Here is a 14,315-nt window from a genome sequence, read left to right as displayed (position 1 = left end):
GTGTTCACCGTGCCGCTGCCACCGCCGGTCGCCCTGGCGGGCGCCGCCGTGGCCGGGGAACGGGCGTGAACCGGGCGGAGCTGGCCGTGAGCTGGCAGACCGAGATCACCCGGACCGTCTACGTGCCGCTGACCGAGGCGGAGATCGGCGAGTACCTCCTCGACCTGGTGCACGAGCTGGTCGAGGAGCTGCGTGCCCCGGCGGGCGCGGTCAGCGCGGCGACCGAGGTCGGGCGGCGGCTGGTCAGCGGACAGTTCACGCACAGTGAGAGCCTGATCTGCACCATGCGGGTGCTGGGCGCCGGCCTGCCCGCGCTGGCCGAGCTGGCCGGACGGCCCGACCTGCCGCAGCGGGTGGTCCTGGCGCTGGGCGCGCTCGCGGCCGGGTTCGCCGAGGCGATGCGGCAGCGCGTCTTCGAGCAGCAGGAGGACGTCAAACAGGCGTTGTTGCGGGCCAAGGACAACGCCGAGCGGGCCATGCGCGGCAGCGAGGCGCGGCTGCGCGAGGTGTTCACCAGTTCGGTGGTGGGCATCGCGATCACCGAGCTGGACGGCACGTTCATCAACTTCAACCAGGCGCTGTGCGGGATCCTCGACCAGGAACCGGCGGAACTGCGCGGGCGCACGCTGACCGACTTCGTGCACCCGGACACCGCGGCCGAGGTGGCCCGCGCCTACGCCGGGTTGTTCGCGGGCAGGCAGGAGCGGTTCCGGGTGCTGGCCCGGCTGCACAAGGGCGAGGAGGAGACCGGGTTCGCCTACCTCGCGGTGTCCCTGCTGCGCGATGAGCAGGGCTCGCCGACGAGTTGCGTGACCATGGTCGAGGACGTCACCGAGCTGAAACTGGTGCAGGACCGGTTGCACCACCAGGCATTGCACGACCGGTTGACCGGGCTGGCGAACCGGCAGTTCTTCCTGACCCGGCTGGAAGCCGTGCTCGGCCGGATCGAGCCGAGCACCGGGATGAGCCTGTACCACCTGGACATCGACGGCTTCGGGATGATCAACAGCGGCCTGGGGCACGAGGTCGGCGACCAGGTGCTGCAACTGGTCGCGGCCAAGCTGAAGATGCTGGTGGACAAGGAGAAAGCCCTGGTCGCCCGGTTCGGCGGGGACGAGTTCGCGATCCTGATCGAGCACACCGCGGGCACCCCGGACGTGGCCACCATGGCCGCCCGGATCAACGAGGAACTCGGCGAGCCGGTCTACCTGACCGAACGCGGGGTGGCGGTCTCGGCCAGCATCGGCGTGGTGCAGCAGCAGGCCGGGCGGATCAAACCGGTGGAGCTGCTGCGGTCCGCGGCAGGCACGCTGCGCCGGGTCAAGGCATCCGGCAGACGGCAGTGGGGACTGCACGACCCGGACGCGGACCGGCGGGACCGGGAATGGTTCGCACTGGCCGCGACCATGCCCGGCGCGTGGGAGAACGGCGAGCTTCGCCTGCGGTACCAACCGGTCCGGCAGCTGGCCGACGACCGGCTGGCCGGGGTGGAGGTGCTGCTGCACTGGCTGCACCCGGACCGCGGCGAGATCGGGCACGACGATTGCGTGCGCCTGGCCGAGGAAACCGGCCTGACCATCCTTATCGGACAGTGGATGCTGCGCACCGCGTGTGAGCAGGTCCGGTTGTGGCAGCAGGAGTTCCAGGCCCCGGTGCCGCCGATCGGCCTGCGGATGGGCAAGAGCCAGGCGGCCGATCCGGACCTGGTGGGCGATGTCCGCAAGGTCCTCGACGGCTGCGGCCTGCGGCCCGACCAGCTCTGGCTGGGGGTGCCCGCCCCGGCCCTGCTCGCCGGCTTCGGCGAGGTCGAGGACAACGTGGAAACCTTGGCGGACATGGGCATCCCGGTGCTGCTGGACGAGTTCTGCTGCGGCACCGACGAACTCACCCTGCTCGACGAACTCGCGGTCAGCTCGGTCCGCCTCTCCGCCAGACTGGTGCGCCGCCTGGGCCAGCCCTGCCCGCCCACTCTGCTCACCGAAGCCGTCCGCAACCTGGTTCCCCTGGTGCACCAACTGGAGGCCGCGGTCCTGATGGACGGCATCAGCACCGCCGAACACGCCCACCGCTGCCGCGACCTGGGCGCGGACCTGGCCCAGGGCGCCTACTTCGGGCAGCCGGGCCCACCCGCGGAGATGTCGGCCCTGCTGGCCCGGAGTTTCTCGTGAGCGGGCTGGTGATCGTGGACGCGGCCAACGTGGTCGGCTCGGTCCCCGACGGCTGGTGGCGGGATCGGGCAGGTGCCACCAGCCGGCTGCTGGACCGGCTGAACCCGTTGCCGGAGCAGGGTTTGCCGCCGGGCTCCGGGGTGCCGGAGTGGGCCAGCGGGCCGGTGGAGATGGTCCTGGTGGTGGAGGGCAAGGCTGCCCGGGTACGCGAGACCGGCGCGGTGCGGGTGGTCGCCGCGCCCGGATCGGGCGACGACGCGATCGTGGCACTGGTGCGGGAGACGGACCGGCCGTGCCTGGTGGTCACCGCGGACCGGGGGTTGCGCGAGCGGGTGCTGGCGCTGGGAGCCTTGGTCACCGGGCCAAGCACGGTGCGGCCGGAGGCGGGCGGGCGCTGACCCACAACGCCGAGTTGGCCCAACTGGTACGCCGAGTTGGCCCAAATGCCTGTGCCAGTTGGGCCAACTCGGCGGGATCGGTCAGCGGTGGGCCAGGCGCAGGCCGGATTCGATGCTCGTGCCCAGGTTTTCCGTCTCCGCCAAGGACCTGCGCAGTGCGGCGGCATGCTCCTCAGCCGCCGCCCGCAGGCCCTCGTCGACCAGTTCCGCCGCACCGCGAGCGGTGTCCGTGCTCGCGTTCAGCTCCTGCCAGTACGACACCAGCTGCGCGCCCAGGGTCAGGTCCTCGGGCAGGGTGGTGGGGGCGGGCAGGGGCCAGGCGAGGTCGGCGGCGGTGGCCGGGTTGGTGACTGTGGCCAGCAGGCCCAGTGCGGTGCGGCCGACGTCGGCGGCCGGGTTGCCGAAGGCCATCCGCACCACCGGATGGTTGCTCAGCCACCACAGCATCCGGGCCTGCGCCTGCTGCCGCTTGCGCGCCGGGGCCAGCCAGAGGGTCAGGTTGACGTAGTACTCGGCCATCCGGGCGGCCACCGTGGGTTCGCTGACAAAGCCGAACAGGTTGATGTTGAAGTAGTGGTGCCAGGTGGAGTCGGCCACGATCCGGCCCACGCCGGCCGCGTGCCCGTCGTAGGTGGCGAGCACGCCGTAGACCGAGCCGTTGCGCTTGTCCGTGCCGCGGGCCACGATCTCCGGCTTCGGCTGACCGAACGGGCCGCTGGGCCAGGTCTGCGCGGGGTAGCTGTCCGGGATGCGCAGCTGGCCCTCGTGCATGTGGTCCGGGAACACGGTGATCGGCCCGTTCTTGCCGCTGAACACCGGGTGCGGGCGGTGGAACGGCGGGTACCGCTTGAGGATCAGCTCCTGCGGGAAGCCGTCGGCGTCCATCGGGATCGGGTTGTTGATGTCACTGCCCCGGCCGTCCGGCTGGTGGGTGTTGTGGCTGAACTGGATGCTGGAGTCCGGCAAGCCCTCCCACACCCGCATCTCCCCGGCCCTCGGCACCCGGTGCGCGATGGCCCGGCCCAGGTTCAGCAGCTCGTTCAGGGCCGGGTCGGCGCCGGGCGGCTTCGGGTTGGAGTGGTCGCCGCAGATCAGCACCCCGCCGCCGGCGTCCATCCAGGCGCGCAGCGCGGCGACCTCGGGATCGGTCAGCTCGTTCGTCGGCATGCCCTGCGCGGGCAGGTCGCAGGGCATGATGCCGAAGAACCAGATCTGGTCGTAGCCGGCCAGCAACTCGGGCGTCAGCCTGTCGCTGGCGTAGCCCTTTCCGTGCCGCTGCACCAGATCGAAGCGGATGTCGGTGTGGAAGGGCGCGTTCTTCTCCAGCAGGTCACGCAGGATGCCGACGCCGAACCCGGCCACGTTGTTGAGCTGCACGGTGTCGGCCTGGTCGGTGTAGGCCAGGATCCGCAGCACCGGTTTGGCCGCGTACAGCCCGGCCAGCCGGTCACCGGGTTCAGGCTGGGTCATCGAACCCAGGATGACGTTGTCAGACATGGTGATTCCCCCTGGGCGGCGGAGTCCATCGCCCCCTGCGATGCGCACCGCCCACGTCCAGATATACCGAAACTCCGGAGCCGGCGGGGATCAAGAACCCCTAGGGGAACCCGGAACTATTCGGCCAGCAGCGCCAGCAACTGGGCCTTGGGCTTGGCGCCCACCGCCGAGCGCACCAGCCTGCCACCCCGGTACACCTGCAGCGTCGGCGCCGCCATGACACCCAGATCCCTTGTCAGGCCGGGGTTCTCGTCGGTATTGACCTTCACCACGGTCAGCTCCGGTCGTTCCGCCTCGATCTCGGCCAGCACCGGGGCGACCATCCGGCACGGGCCGCACCAGGGCGCCCAGAACTCGACCAGGACGGTGTGCTCGGCGTTGAGCACGCGCTCGGGAAACTCGGCTTCGGTGATGTCGATCATGCAGGCTCCTCGGGAACTGTGAGCGCGCAACGAGGTTCCGGGGCGGCGACCTTGGCCAGCTGGGTCCGCAGCCGCTCCCGGATCAACGCCAGGCGCGCCATCCGGTCGTCCAGTTCGGCCAGTTTGATCCGGTACACCGCGACCGAGGCCGGGCAGACATCGCCAGCCTCGTGACCCGCGCGCAGGCACTCCACGAACGGCCGGGTCTCCTCCAGGGAGAACCCGATGTCCAGCAGTGACCGGATTTCCTGGACCAGGCGGAGGTCCTGCGCGTCGTAGTCCCGGTGCCCGTTGGCCGCCCGGCGCGCGGGCAGCAACCCCTGTTCCTCGTAGTAGCGCAACGCCCGGGTGCTGGCGCCGGCCTGGCCCGCGAGTTCGCCGATCCGCATCAAGACCTCCTGGGCGCCGAAGCTAGACCTTGACGTCGACGTGAAGTCCAGTCACGCGGCCTGACCGGTCTGCGGCAGTCCGGGCGGGGTCTCCCCGCGCAGCACGGCCAGCAGTTCCTGCAACTTCAGCAGGACCAGGTCGGTGACCTCCTGCAGCAGTTCCTTGTCCACCGGCCGGGCCCGGAAGGCGGACAGGTCAAGGGGTTCGCCGATCAGGTACTCGACGGTCTTGCGCGGCAACGGGCGGAACCGGCCCTTGCTGAGAATGGCCTTGGTGCCCCAGCGCACGATCGGGATGATCGGCACGTCGTTGGACAGCGCGAGCCGCACCGCGCCGGTCCGGCCGAGCACCGGCCAGCCGTCCGGATCGTGGGTGAGCGTGCCCTCCGGGTAGATCACCACCACCCGGTCCTGCTCCAGCGCGGTGTCCGCCGCGCGCAGGCTGTCCCCGGCCGCTGAAGTGCCGCGGTAGACCGGGATCTGGTCGGTGGCCCGGAACGCGCTGCCGACCAGGGGCAGCCGCCACAGGCTGTGCTTGGCCAGGAACCGCGGCACCCGCCCCTTGCGATGCACGAACACCGCGTCGAACACCGGGTCCAGCAGCGAGGGGTGGTTCATGATCAGCAACGCCGGGCCCTCGGCGGGGATCGCGCCGCCGGTGACCTTGCGCCGGGCCAGCGCCCACGTCACCGGATACAAGATCGTCGCGGTCAGTCCGACCCAGAACCCGCCGCGTTCCCTGCGCCTCACGCCTCCAGATTAGGTGCCGCCATTCGTGATCCACCGTTTGCCGTCTGTCTCACGCGGCGACTGTCCGATTAGCGTGATATGTCCGGTTCGTCGGATGATTGGGGCAGGGGATGCGCAAGATCGTGCTAGGGGGAGTGCTGGTGGCCGCGTCGATCGCCGGGTCGGCGGCGCACGCGAGTCCGCTGGTGTCGGTGGGGGATGTCGTTGTCGCGCCGCACATCCAGACCGGGGACATCGACCTGCTGGAGGACGTGCTGGAGTACGTCAACATCGGGATCCTGGGCCGGGCGTCCTCGGTGGTCTCGGAAGGGTGAGCTGCGCGTCTTTACGCGTTTCGTACGTTCACAAGTTTGTGAAGAGTGTGTAGCTTCTGCCTCGTGACTTCAGTGATCGAGGTGTCCGGCCTGGTCAAGAGCTATGGCCGGACGCGTGCGCTAGACGGGCTCGACCTCGCCGTGACTGCGGGGGAGGTGCACGGCTTCCTCGGGCCCAACGGCGCGGGCAAGTCGACCACCATCCGGGTGCTGCTCGGGCTGATCCGCGCGAACGCGGGGCGGGCCCGGCTGCTCGGCGGCGATCCCTGGCGGGAGGCCACCACGCTGCACCGGCGGCTGGCCTACGTGCCCGGCGACGTCACCCTGTGGCCCAACCTCACCGGCGGGGAGGCCATCGACCTGCTCGGCCGGTTGCGCGGCGGGCTGGACCCCGCGCGCCGGGCCGAGCTGCTGGACCGGTTCGAGCTGGATCCGCGGGTGCGCGGGCGGGCCTACTCCAAGGGCAACCGGCAGAAGGTGGCCCTGGTGGCCGCGTTCGCCGCGGACGTCGACTTGCTGATCCTGGACGAGCCGACCTCGGGGCTGGATCCGTTGATGGAGGCGGTGTTCCAGCAGTGCGTGGCCGAGGAACGCGATCGCGGCCGCACCGTCCTGCTGTCCAGCCACATCCTCTCCGAGGTGGAGACGCTGTGCGACCGGGTCAGCATCGTGCGGGCCGGTCGCACCGTGGAGACCGGCACCCTCGCCGAGCTGCGGCACCTCACCCGCACCTCGATCACCGCCGAGCTGACCGGCCCCGCGCCGGAACTGCCCGGCGTGCACGAGCTGAGCATCGAGGGCAACCGGCTGCGCTGCCAGGTCGAACCCGATCAGCTCGGCCCGGTGCTGGGCAGGCTCGCCCAGGCCGGGATCAGCGCGCTGGCCAGCCATCCGCCGACCCTGGAGGAGCTGTTCCTGCGGCACTACGAGGCCGGCCGATGACCGGCGCCGGCCTGCTGTTCCGCCTGTTCCTGCGCCGCGACCGGCTGTTGCTGCCCGGCTGGATCGGCCTGATCACGCTGCTGGTGATCGGCACCGCCGTGCAGTACGCGGGCCTGTTCCCCACCGCCGACCTGCAACGGGCCTTCCTCGCCGAGGTCACCGGCAACGCCGCGCTGAGCGCCTTCACCGGCCAGGCGCACGGCAGCGGACTGGCCGGGCTGACCGGCTGGAAGATCAGCGACATCGCCTACGCGCTGACCTCGCTGATGGCCATCCTGATCACCGTCCGGCACACCCGCGCCGAGGAGGAGTCCGGCCGCGCCGAACTCCTGGGCGCCGGCGTACTGGGCCGCCACGCCGTGCTCGCCGCGGCCCTGCTGCTCACCTGGACCGCCGCGCTCAGCACCGGGCTGCTGATCGCGTTCGGCTTGCTGGCTTTGGGATTCGCCCTGGTCAACGCGGTCGCGTTCGGACTCGCGGTGGCCGCGCCCGGACTGGTCTTCGGCGCACTGGCCGCGCTCACCGCCCAGCTCACCCCGCGCGCCCGCACCGCCACCGCGCTGGCCGCCACCGGCTTCGGCCTGGCCTACCTGCTGCGCTTCCTCGCCGACGGCAGCGGCGTGTTCTGGCTGCGCTGGTTCAGCCCCACCGGCTGGAGCCACCTCCTCGAACCCACCGGCGACCCGCGCTGGGCCGTGCTGTTGCTGCCGCTGACCGCCACCGTGCTGCTCACCGCGGTGGCCGCGAACCTGGTGTCCCGCCGCGACCACGGCGCCGGGGTGCTGCCCACCCGCGCCGGACCCGCGGCCGCCGCGCCCGGCCTCAGCTCGGCGTTCGGGCTGGCCTGGCGGTTGCACCGGGGCCAGCTGCTGGGCTGGACCGCGGGGTTCGCCGTGGCCGGGGCGGCCACCGCCGCGGTGGCCACGGGCATGCCGGAGATCGCCGGGCGCGGTGGACCGGCCATCCAGGAGTTCTTCCGGCGCTACGCCGCCGGCCCCGACGCGGGCATCGCCGACACCTACCTGTGGCTGATCATGCTCAGCCTGGGCGGGGTGGCCGCGCTGTACCCGATGCTGGTCACGCTGCGGCTGCGCGCCGAGGAGGCGGACGGGCGGGCCGAGCTGACCCTGTCCACCACGGTCGGCCGGACCCGCTGGGCACTGAGCCACCTCGCCTTCGCCCTGCTGGGCACCGCGAGCATGCTGCTGGCCGGCGGCCTGACCGCGGCCACCGTGCACACACTGTCCACTTCGGACGGTGCGCAGTTCGGCCGGGTGCTGCTGGGTGCGCTGGTGCAGGTCCCGGCGGCCTGGACGATCGGCGCGGTCGCGGTGCTGGTATTCGGTTTCCTGCCGCGCGCGGCGGCGGCCATCTCCTGGACGGTGTGGCTGCTGACCAACCTGGTCGGCGAGCAGCTCGGTCCGGTGCTGGGCGTGGACTACTGGCTGGCCAACCAGATCGTGCCCTTCCACCACATCCCGAAGGTGCTTTCCGGCGGCGAGTTCGCCACAGTTCCGCTACTGGCCTTGACTGCGGTGACCTTGCTGCTGGCCGGAACCGGGCTGCTCGGACTGCGGCGGCGCGATCTGGGCTGAACCCGCCGACCGGGTGAGGCCGTCACCTGCCTGGCGGCTACACCCCTTGCGCCAACCCGGTGATACTCCGCCAGTGTCCTGGAAAACCGACCGCCGAACAGGTGGTGTCCACTTCGTCCGAATGGCCGCACTGGTACTGGTAGCCGCGTTGCTGCCGGTGGGTGAACCGGCCCTGGCCACTCCGGCCGCGGCGCCGGTGGCCACAAAGGACAGTCGGACCGTGACGCTGATCACCGGCGACCGGGTGCTGCTCAACACCGGCCGGGACGGCCGGGTCACCGTGCTGGTGCAGCCCGCGCCCGGCCGGGAGCGGCTGGGCTTCGTGCGCGAGACCAGCACCGGCAAGGGCGGGGTGCACCACCGGGTGGTGCCCGCGGACGCGGTCCCGCTGCTCAACGAGGGCCGCCTGGACCCACGCCTGTTCGACGTCACCGCGCTGGCCGCGCAATGGAATGCGGACACCCCGCTCATCCTCACCGGCGCCCGCGCGGCCAGTCCCGTTGGCGCGAACGCCGTGCGCACGCTGCCCGCGATCAACGGCGCGGCCGTGCGCGGGCAGGGCGCGGAGTTCTGGAACTGGGTGCGCGGCAGGCCCGCCGGGCTGGCCAAGGTGTGGCTGGACGGGGTCGCCACACCCACCCTGGCCAGCAGCGCGCCGCAGGTCGGCGCACCCGCGGCCTGGCAGCGCGGGCTCACCGGCGCGGGCGTCACCATCGGCCTGCTCGACTCCGGTGTGGACGGCACCCACCCCGACCTGGCCGGGAAACTGCTGGCACAGCAGGACTTCACCGGCACCCTGCCGCAGGGCGGCGACGATCTGGGCCACGGCACGCACGTGGCCGGGATCATCGCCTCGGGCGACAGCCAGTACCGCGGCGTGGCCCCGGACGCGAAACTGGTCAGTGGCAAGGTGTGCGTGTCCTTCGGCTGCCCGGACTCGATGGTCATCGCCGGGATGGAGTGGATCGCACCGCGGGCCAAGGTGGTCAACCTCAGCCTCGGCGGCGACACCACCGACGGCGCCGACCCGGTGTCGGCGGCGCTGAACACGTTGAGCGCCAAGCACGGCACGCTGTTCGTGGTCTCCTCCGGCAACGACCGCTCCCTCGACCCGCCGGACCCCCTGGCCGGGGTCACCGCACCCGCCGCGGCCGATGCCGCGCTCGCGGTCGGCAGCGTGACCGCCGAGGACAAGCCCAGCCCGTTCACCAGCCACGGCCCCCGCTTCGGCGACCACGCGGTCAAACCCGATCTGGCCGCCCCCGGCAGCGGCATCGTCTCCGCCCGGGTGCCCGGCACCCCCACCGGCGACGCCGAACCGGTGGGCGAACGGCACGCCAGGGCCAGCGGCACCTCGATGGCCGCCCCGCACGTCACCGGCGCGGCCGCGTTGCTGCTGCAACAACATCCACAGTGGACGGTCGACCGGCTCAAGCCGCAGCTGATGAGCAGTGCCAAGCCCACCGCCGGGGTGTTCGAGCAGGGCGCCGGGCGGGTGGACGTGGACCGCGCGGTCAGCCAGTCGGTGTGGAGCAGTGGCAGTCTGAGCTTCGGTTTCCTGAACTACCGGCAGTCCGCGGCCAAGACCGTCCGCTACCACAACGACGGCCGCACCCCGGTCACGCTTACCCTTGCCCTGGAACAGAATCCAGCATTCTCGTTGTCCGCCAAGCAGATCACCGTGCCCGCCGGGGGCAGCACCGAGGTGACGGTCACCGCCCGCTCCACCGGGGCTGCCGGTCCGCAGTCCACCCGGCTCACCGCCACCGCGCCCGGGATCGCCGTGCGCACCGCGATCGGCGCGGTCCTCGAACCGGAGAGCTACCACCTCACGCTGAAGATCCGCAGTCGTGGTGGCCAGTTCGCCGCCGCGCTGGCCCAGGCCGTGCACACCGGCACCGGCGCGGTCACCGGCCCGCGCTTCGACGCCACCGGCACCGCCGTGCTGCGCCTGCCCAAGGGCCGCTACGACCTCAACGCCCTCGACCTGGCCGCGAACTGGACCGTGGTGACCCTGTTGTCCCGCACCAACCTCACCCTCGACCGCGACACCGAACTGACCCTGGACGGGACCACCGCCACACCGGTCCGGGCCACCCTCGATCGCCCGGACGCCCGGCACCAGTTCGGCGAGTTCGGCCTGGTGTCGGGGGAGCGGACCGGCGTGCGCACCTCGACCCTGACCTGGAACTCCGGTCCAGGCCAGCAGCTGTTCGCCGCCGCGACCCCCGGCACGGTCACCGACCACGTCTACGCCTACTTCCAGCGCGCCACCTACGGCCCGTCCCATCCGGCCGACGGCCCCACCCCGTACCTCTACCACCTGGCCTTCCTGGAACGCGGCCGTATCCCGGCCACCCTGGACCGCCGCATCCGCGACCACGAACTGGCCAGAGTGGACAGTCGCTACCACGACCAGGGCGCGCCCACCTCCGGGCTGCGCGCCGACTACGCCCGGCTGCCGGTCCCCGGCACCACCGTCGGCGTGTTCGCGCCCTACCTGTACTCCTTGCCCGCCAGGCGGATCGAGTACTTCACCGCGCACCAGGACGTCACTTGGCAGCAGTTGCTCGGCGTGCGCCCGGCAGACGGCTCCGATGTCGAACTGCACTGGGTGGTCCGCACCCTGCGCCCAGGGCACAGCACGGCCGCCTGGAACCGGGCCCCGCTCGGCCCGGCCTTCGGCGACGCCGAACACGGCTGGGGCACCCAGCGCACCGGCGACCAGCTCAAGGTCGGCGTGCCGCTGTTGTCCGGCAACGATCCGGCGCTGGTCACCGAACCACCGCAGGCGGGCATGACCGGCCGCACCACGCTGTCCAGGGACGGCCAGGAGCTGGGCGCCGCCGACACGGCGGGCTCGGGTGTGTTCACCGTGCCGACCACCGCGGGCCGCTACACCGTGCACACCACCGCGACCCGCGCCGTGCCCTGGTCCGTGCTCGGCACCCGCGCCGACGTCCGCTGGACCTTTCAGGACTCCGGGGTGGCCGGGAAACCGTTGCCGCTGCTGGTGATTCGCGCCACCGGGCAGGTCGACGAGCACAACCGGGCCCCGGCCGGACTGCCCTACCTGCTGCACCTCACCACCCACCACCAGCCCGGCGCCCCGGCCGCGCCGCTGACCGCGCTGTCCGCCGAGGTCTCCTACGACGACGGCGCGACCTGGACCAGAACCCCGGTGCTGCGCTTCGGCAACAGCGGCTACACCCTGCTCAACCACCCACCCGGCAACGGGTTCGCCACCCTCCGGCTGGCCGCCACCGACGCCGCGGGCAACTCGGTCACCCAGACCGTGTTCAGGGCATACGCACTGACGGATCGCTGAACAGCAGTACCAGCAACGCCAAACCGAAGGCGCACCACAGCAGCAGGGTCAGGACGCGGCGATGGCCGGTCCACGCCGCGTCCCAGGCCCCGCTCTCGCCGTAGCGCAGATTCGCCGTGGTCATCAACGCCCGCCCCAGCCCGAAACCCAGTCCGGCGCACACCGCGGCCGGGAAGGACGCCGTGAACAGCACCGCCACCGCGGCCACATAAGGCAATCCACTCGGCAGATAGGTGCGCGCGCCGGTGCCCATCTCCAGCCCGAACTGCAACGGCCCGAGGTGCCTGCCCAACCGGAACACCGTCTCCGGCACCAGCCGCCGGTTCTCCGGCAGGGTGATCCGCAGCAGCCCGGACTCCTTGCCCAGCACCACCAGCAGCATCAGCCCGACCAGCAGCCAGGGCACGGGCGCGGGCAGCGGAGCCCGCACCAACGAGCCCACGACTACCAATACGGTCGCGGTGACCACGCCGCCGCCCAGGAGTCCCAGGCAGAAGGCCACCGCCGAAGTGCCTCGCCAGACCGGCGAGCCCAGCACCAGGGCCGAGTTCTTACTTCAGGTGGAGCCGCTGGTGGCGAACCCGGCCGCCGCGCCCATGGCCAGCCAGCCCGCGAGCACCGGCAATCCCATCGCGGCGGCGGCCAGCGTGAGTACGGCGGCGGCTCCCACCAGAGGATGCCAGCGCCGCCGGATCACTGGACCAAGGCCCGGCAGATCGTCAGGTAGGTCTGTCCATTGTGGCCTGGACCCCAGTACGTCGAGTGGCCGTCCGAGCAGCGCCACACCTTGCCGTCCGGGGTGGTCCACTTCCACGAGTTCTTCATGGTGGAGGTGCCGCAGGAGGTGGACATCGGCACATGCTGGCTTTGCACCGCGCCGTTCTGGTAGGTGCCGTACTTGTGCCAGCCGGCCTCGCAGTACACCGATCCGCGCCAATAGCCGGAGAGGCAGGCGGCGTAGGTGTTGACGTAGGCGCCGGTGGTGTCACCCACCTCGGCGTAACCGGTGGGGTAGGCGTCCTTGCAGTCGTTGCGGTCCCAGCCGGACAGGCCGTACGGACCGGTCTCCGCGGCGGCCGGCCGCGCGCCGAACAGGTTGAGCGCGCTCGCGCCCACCGTCACCGCGCCCAGGGCGATCGCCTTGAACAGGGTGCGGCGGCTGCCGGTGAAGTCCAGTCGCCGCAACGCCGTGGTCGGTTTCGCGTCCGCCGGGGCCTGGTCGAGGCCGGGGATGTCGTTGAGGTCAAGCGGCATCGGCGTGCCCCCGCACCACGATCTGCTGCCATTCGGCCAGCACCGTGTCGACCTCGGCCACCCGCACCGGCAGGTGCACGCGTTCGGCCCGGCCGGAGCCGTCCACCAGCATCAGCACCGGCGGCGACAGGTGCGAGACCGCACGCCACACCTCGGGGTCGCTGACGATCTCCAGTTGCCCGGACACCCTGGCCCACAACGCTTCCGGCTCGTGGGTGAGCAGCACCGAGCCGGGCGAGACGGCCAGCAGCCGTTCCAGCACGGCCAGGCAGAGCGGGCAGCCGGAGTCCGCGGCCAGCACGATCCGCCGCCCACGCCCGCTGAACCGCGGGCCGAGCAGCAGCTCCGGCGGCGCGGCCGCGAAGGCGTCCGGACTGCGCCGGACCTCGTTGCGCAGCAACCGGATCTCCCGCAGCACCGCGGCGAGTCCGAGGAACAGCACCAGGATCGCGACCCAGGTGATGATGTTGAAAGCCATGGCCGGTGACATCGGCGGGTACCCGTCTCAGTTCGCGTCGTGCCAGACGACGTTGATCTCGTTCAACCAGTCGAGCCGTTGCCGTTCGGAGGTAACGGTGGTGTCGCTGAGGTGCACCTCGGCCGTGCCCGCCGGGCAGCCCAGCACAAACGCGTGATCACTGGCCCGCGCCGAGCCCTCCGCGCCCGGGTACGGCGTTTTCCACACCTCGCCGTGCCTGGTGCGGGCCCCGGCGAAGCGCGGGGTGACCGCGGCGGCCTGGCCGGGCCCGGGAATGGACAGCGAACCGTGATCGCGCACGGCGAGCATGAGCTGCTCGTGCATCAGGTCCAGCATGGTGGCCGCGCGGGGCCGCACGATCATCCCGTCCACGGTGTCCTGCACCCGCAACGAGTTGAACAGCGTGAACACCGCGTCCCGGTGCGGCGCGGGTCCAGAGTAGACGGTCATCAGCTCGTGGTAGACACCGAACAGGGTGGCCAGCGAGGACTGTCCGTCGACCGCCTCGGCGACCACGACCTCCCTGCCGTGCACCAGGAATCGCTCTCGTTGCCGCATCGGCGCGACCTGGGTGACCGCGAACTCGTGGTAGCCGCGCGGGCCGATCTGGAAGCCGGTGCCGTACACGCCACCGGCGAACCGGACACCGGCGGCGACACTGGACACCGGGGTGTGCGCGGGCAGCGTGACGCTCACCCGGCGCCCGCTGGGCGCGGTCAGCGTCAACTGCTGGGTGGCCATACCTTTCCTCTCACCAGGGCTGGTCCATGAAACACGGCG

Annotated in this window: 14 protein-coding genes; 6 read left to right on the top strand and 8 right to left on the bottom strand. The window is 71.6% G+C overall.

From position 1 onward, the window contains the following. The first annotated feature begins 65 nt into the window (after nucleotides 1-65). Together MZC64_RS38905 and MZC64_RS38900 are read left to right on the top strand one after the other, a co-directional pair. Entirely contained in the window at nucleotides 66-2,168 is a 2,103-nt protein-coding gene (locus MZC64_RS38905) for an EAL domain-containing protein (protein WP_247764684.1), read from the top strand. Next, the gene (locus MZC64_RS38900; RefSeq protein ID WP_247764683.1) at nucleotides 2,165-2,566 is read left to right on the top strand and encodes an NTP pyrophosphohydrolase; all 402 of its coding nucleotides are present in this window, start codon (nucleotides 2,165-2,167) and stop codon (nucleotides 2,564-2,566) included. Before MZC64_RS38905 ends, MZC64_RS38900 begins: the two co-directional genes overlap by 4 nt. A gap of 81 nt (nucleotides 2,567-2,647) precedes the next feature. On the opposite strand, the gene MZC64_RS38895 is transcribed toward MZC64_RS38900, so the two are convergent. From MZC64_RS38895 to MZC64_RS38880, 4 genes are all read right to left on the bottom strand, one after another. After that, nucleotides 2,648-4,063, bottom strand: coding sequence for a hypothetical protein (locus tag MZC64_RS38895; RefSeq protein WP_247764682.1), 1,416 nt, complete (start codon nucleotides 4,061-4,063; stop codon nucleotides 2,648-2,650). Nucleotides 4,064-4,179: 116 nt separating this feature from the next. Further along, nucleotides 4,180-4,485, bottom strand: a complete 306-nt coding sequence (gene trxA / locus MZC64_RS38890; RefSeq protein ID WP_247764681.1) for a thioredoxin — start codon at nucleotides 4,483-4,485, stop codon at nucleotides 4,180-4,182. After that, complete coding sequence (locus MZC64_RS38885) at nucleotides 4,482-4,874, bottom strand: MerR family transcriptional regulator (RefSeq protein WP_247764680.1); 393 nt, start codon at nucleotides 4,872-4,874, stop codon at nucleotides 4,482-4,484. Before MZC64_RS38885 ends, trxA begins: the two co-directional genes overlap by 4 nt. Nucleotides 4,875-4,925: 51 nt before the next feature. After that, the gene (locus tag MZC64_RS38880; protein ID WP_247764679.1) at nucleotides 4,926-5,624 is read right to left on the bottom strand and encodes a lysophospholipid acyltransferase family protein; all 699 of its coding nucleotides are present in this window, start codon (nucleotides 5,622-5,624) and stop codon (nucleotides 4,926-4,928) included. 110 nt (nucleotides 5,625-5,734) lie between these two features. On the opposite strand from MZC64_RS38880, the gene MZC64_RS38875 reads away from it, so the two are divergent. The 4 genes from MZC64_RS38875 to MZC64_RS38860 all read left to right on the top strand — a co-directional run bounded on the left by MZC64_RS38875 (nucleotide 5,735) and on the right by MZC64_RS38860 (nucleotide 11,803). Then, the gene (locus tag MZC64_RS38875; RefSeq protein ID WP_247764678.1) at nucleotides 5,735-5,938 is read left to right on the top strand and encodes a hypothetical protein; all 204 of its coding nucleotides are present in this window, start codon (nucleotides 5,735-5,737) and stop codon (nucleotides 5,936-5,938) included. A 63-nt stretch (nucleotides 5,939-6,001) separates the two neighbouring features. Next, nucleotides 6,002-6,880: an ABC transporter ATP-binding protein gene (locus tag MZC64_RS38870; RefSeq protein WP_247764677.1), complete on the top strand. Its 879-nt coding sequence runs from the start codon at nucleotides 6,002-6,004 to the stop codon at nucleotides 6,878-6,880. Continuing rightward, a complete protein-coding gene (locus MZC64_RS38865; protein WP_247764676.1) occupies nucleotides 6,877-8,475 on the top strand; it encodes an ABC transporter permease in 1,599 nt (532 codons plus the stop codon). The genes MZC64_RS38870 and MZC64_RS38865 overlap by 4 nt, the downstream gene beginning before the upstream one ends. Before the next feature lie 121 nt (nucleotides 8,476-8,596). Then, nucleotides 8,597-11,803: a S8 family serine peptidase gene (locus MZC64_RS38860; RefSeq protein WP_247764675.1), complete on the top strand. Its 3,207-nt coding sequence runs from the start codon at nucleotides 8,597-8,599 to the stop codon at nucleotides 11,801-11,803. Here MZC64_RS38860 and MZC64_RS38855 read toward each other — a convergent pair. The 4 genes from MZC64_RS38855 to MZC64_RS38840 form a co-directional block, all read right to left on the bottom strand. Then, nucleotides 11,775-12,305, bottom strand: a complete 531-nt coding sequence (locus tag MZC64_RS38855; RefSeq protein ID WP_247764674.1) for a hypothetical protein — start codon at nucleotides 12,303-12,305, stop codon at nucleotides 11,775-11,777. The two genes, MZC64_RS38860 and MZC64_RS38855, sit on opposite strands and share 29 nt — an antisense overlap. 191 nt (nucleotides 12,306-12,496) lie before the next feature. Continuing rightward, nucleotides 12,497-13,057, bottom strand: a complete 561-nt coding sequence (locus tag MZC64_RS38850; RefSeq protein WP_247764673.1) for a hypothetical protein — start codon at nucleotides 13,055-13,057, stop codon at nucleotides 12,497-12,499. Then, on the bottom strand, nucleotides 13,047-13,535 hold the full coding sequence (locus MZC64_RS38845) for a hypothetical protein (protein WP_247764672.1): 489 nt from the start codon (nucleotides 13,533-13,535) through the stop codon (nucleotides 13,047-13,049). Before MZC64_RS38845 ends, MZC64_RS38850 begins: the two co-directional genes overlap by 11 nt. 27 nt (nucleotides 13,536-13,562) lie before the next feature. After that, nucleotides 13,563-14,276 (bottom strand): hypothetical protein, encoded by a 714-nt coding sequence (locus MZC64_RS38840; protein WP_247764671.1) that lies wholly within the window; start codon nucleotides 14,274-14,276, stop codon nucleotides 13,563-13,565. Between the last annotated feature and the right edge of the window lie 39 nt (nucleotides 14,277-14,315).

It is taken from the genome of Crossiella sp. S99.2, from assembly GCF_023094165.1.
Taxonomy (GTDB): Bacteria; Actinomycetota; Actinomycetes; order Mycobacteriales; family Pseudonocardiaceae; genus Crossiella.
The sequence above is the reverse complement of the archived record's forward strand: the minus strand, read 5'-3'. Positions and strand labels throughout refer to the sequence as shown.

Excerpts from the sequence above, each read along its gene's own strand:
- MZC64_RS38895 (WP_247764682.1), bottom strand. The coding sequence starts at position 4,063 with ATGTCTGACAACGTCATCCTGGGTTCGATGACCCAGCCTGAACCCGGT.
- trxA (WP_247764681.1), bottom strand. The coding sequence starts at position 4,485 with ATGATCGACATCACCGAAGCCGAGTTTCCCGAGCGCGTGCTCAACGCC.
- MZC64_RS38885 (WP_247764680.1), bottom strand. The coding sequence starts at position 4,874 with ATGCGGATCGGCGAACTCGCGGGCCAGGCCGGCGCCAGCACCCGGGCG.
- MZC64_RS38875 (WP_247764678.1), top strand. The coding sequence starts at position 5,735 with ATGCGCAAGATCGTGCTAGGGGGAGTGCTGGTGGCCGCGTCGATCGCC.
- MZC64_RS38865 (WP_247764676.1), top strand. The coding sequence starts at position 6,877 with ATGACCGGCGCCGGCCTGCTGTTCCGCCTGTTCCTGCGCCGCGACCGG.
- MZC64_RS38860 (WP_247764675.1), top strand. The coding sequence starts at position 8,597 with ATGGCCGCACTGGTACTGGTAGCCGCGTTGCTGCCGGTGGGTGAACCG.
- MZC64_RS38850 (WP_247764673.1), bottom strand. The coding sequence starts at position 13,057 with ATGCCGCTTGACCTCAACGACATCCCCGGCCTCGACCAGGCCCCGGCG.
- MZC64_RS38845 (WP_247764672.1), bottom strand. The coding sequence starts at position 13,535 with ATGGCTTTCAACATCATCACCTGGGTCGCGATCCTGGTGCTGTTCCTC.
- MZC64_RS38840 (WP_247764671.1), bottom strand. The coding sequence starts at position 14,276 with ATGGCCACCCAGCAGTTGACGCTGACCGCGCCCAGCGGGCGCCGGGTG.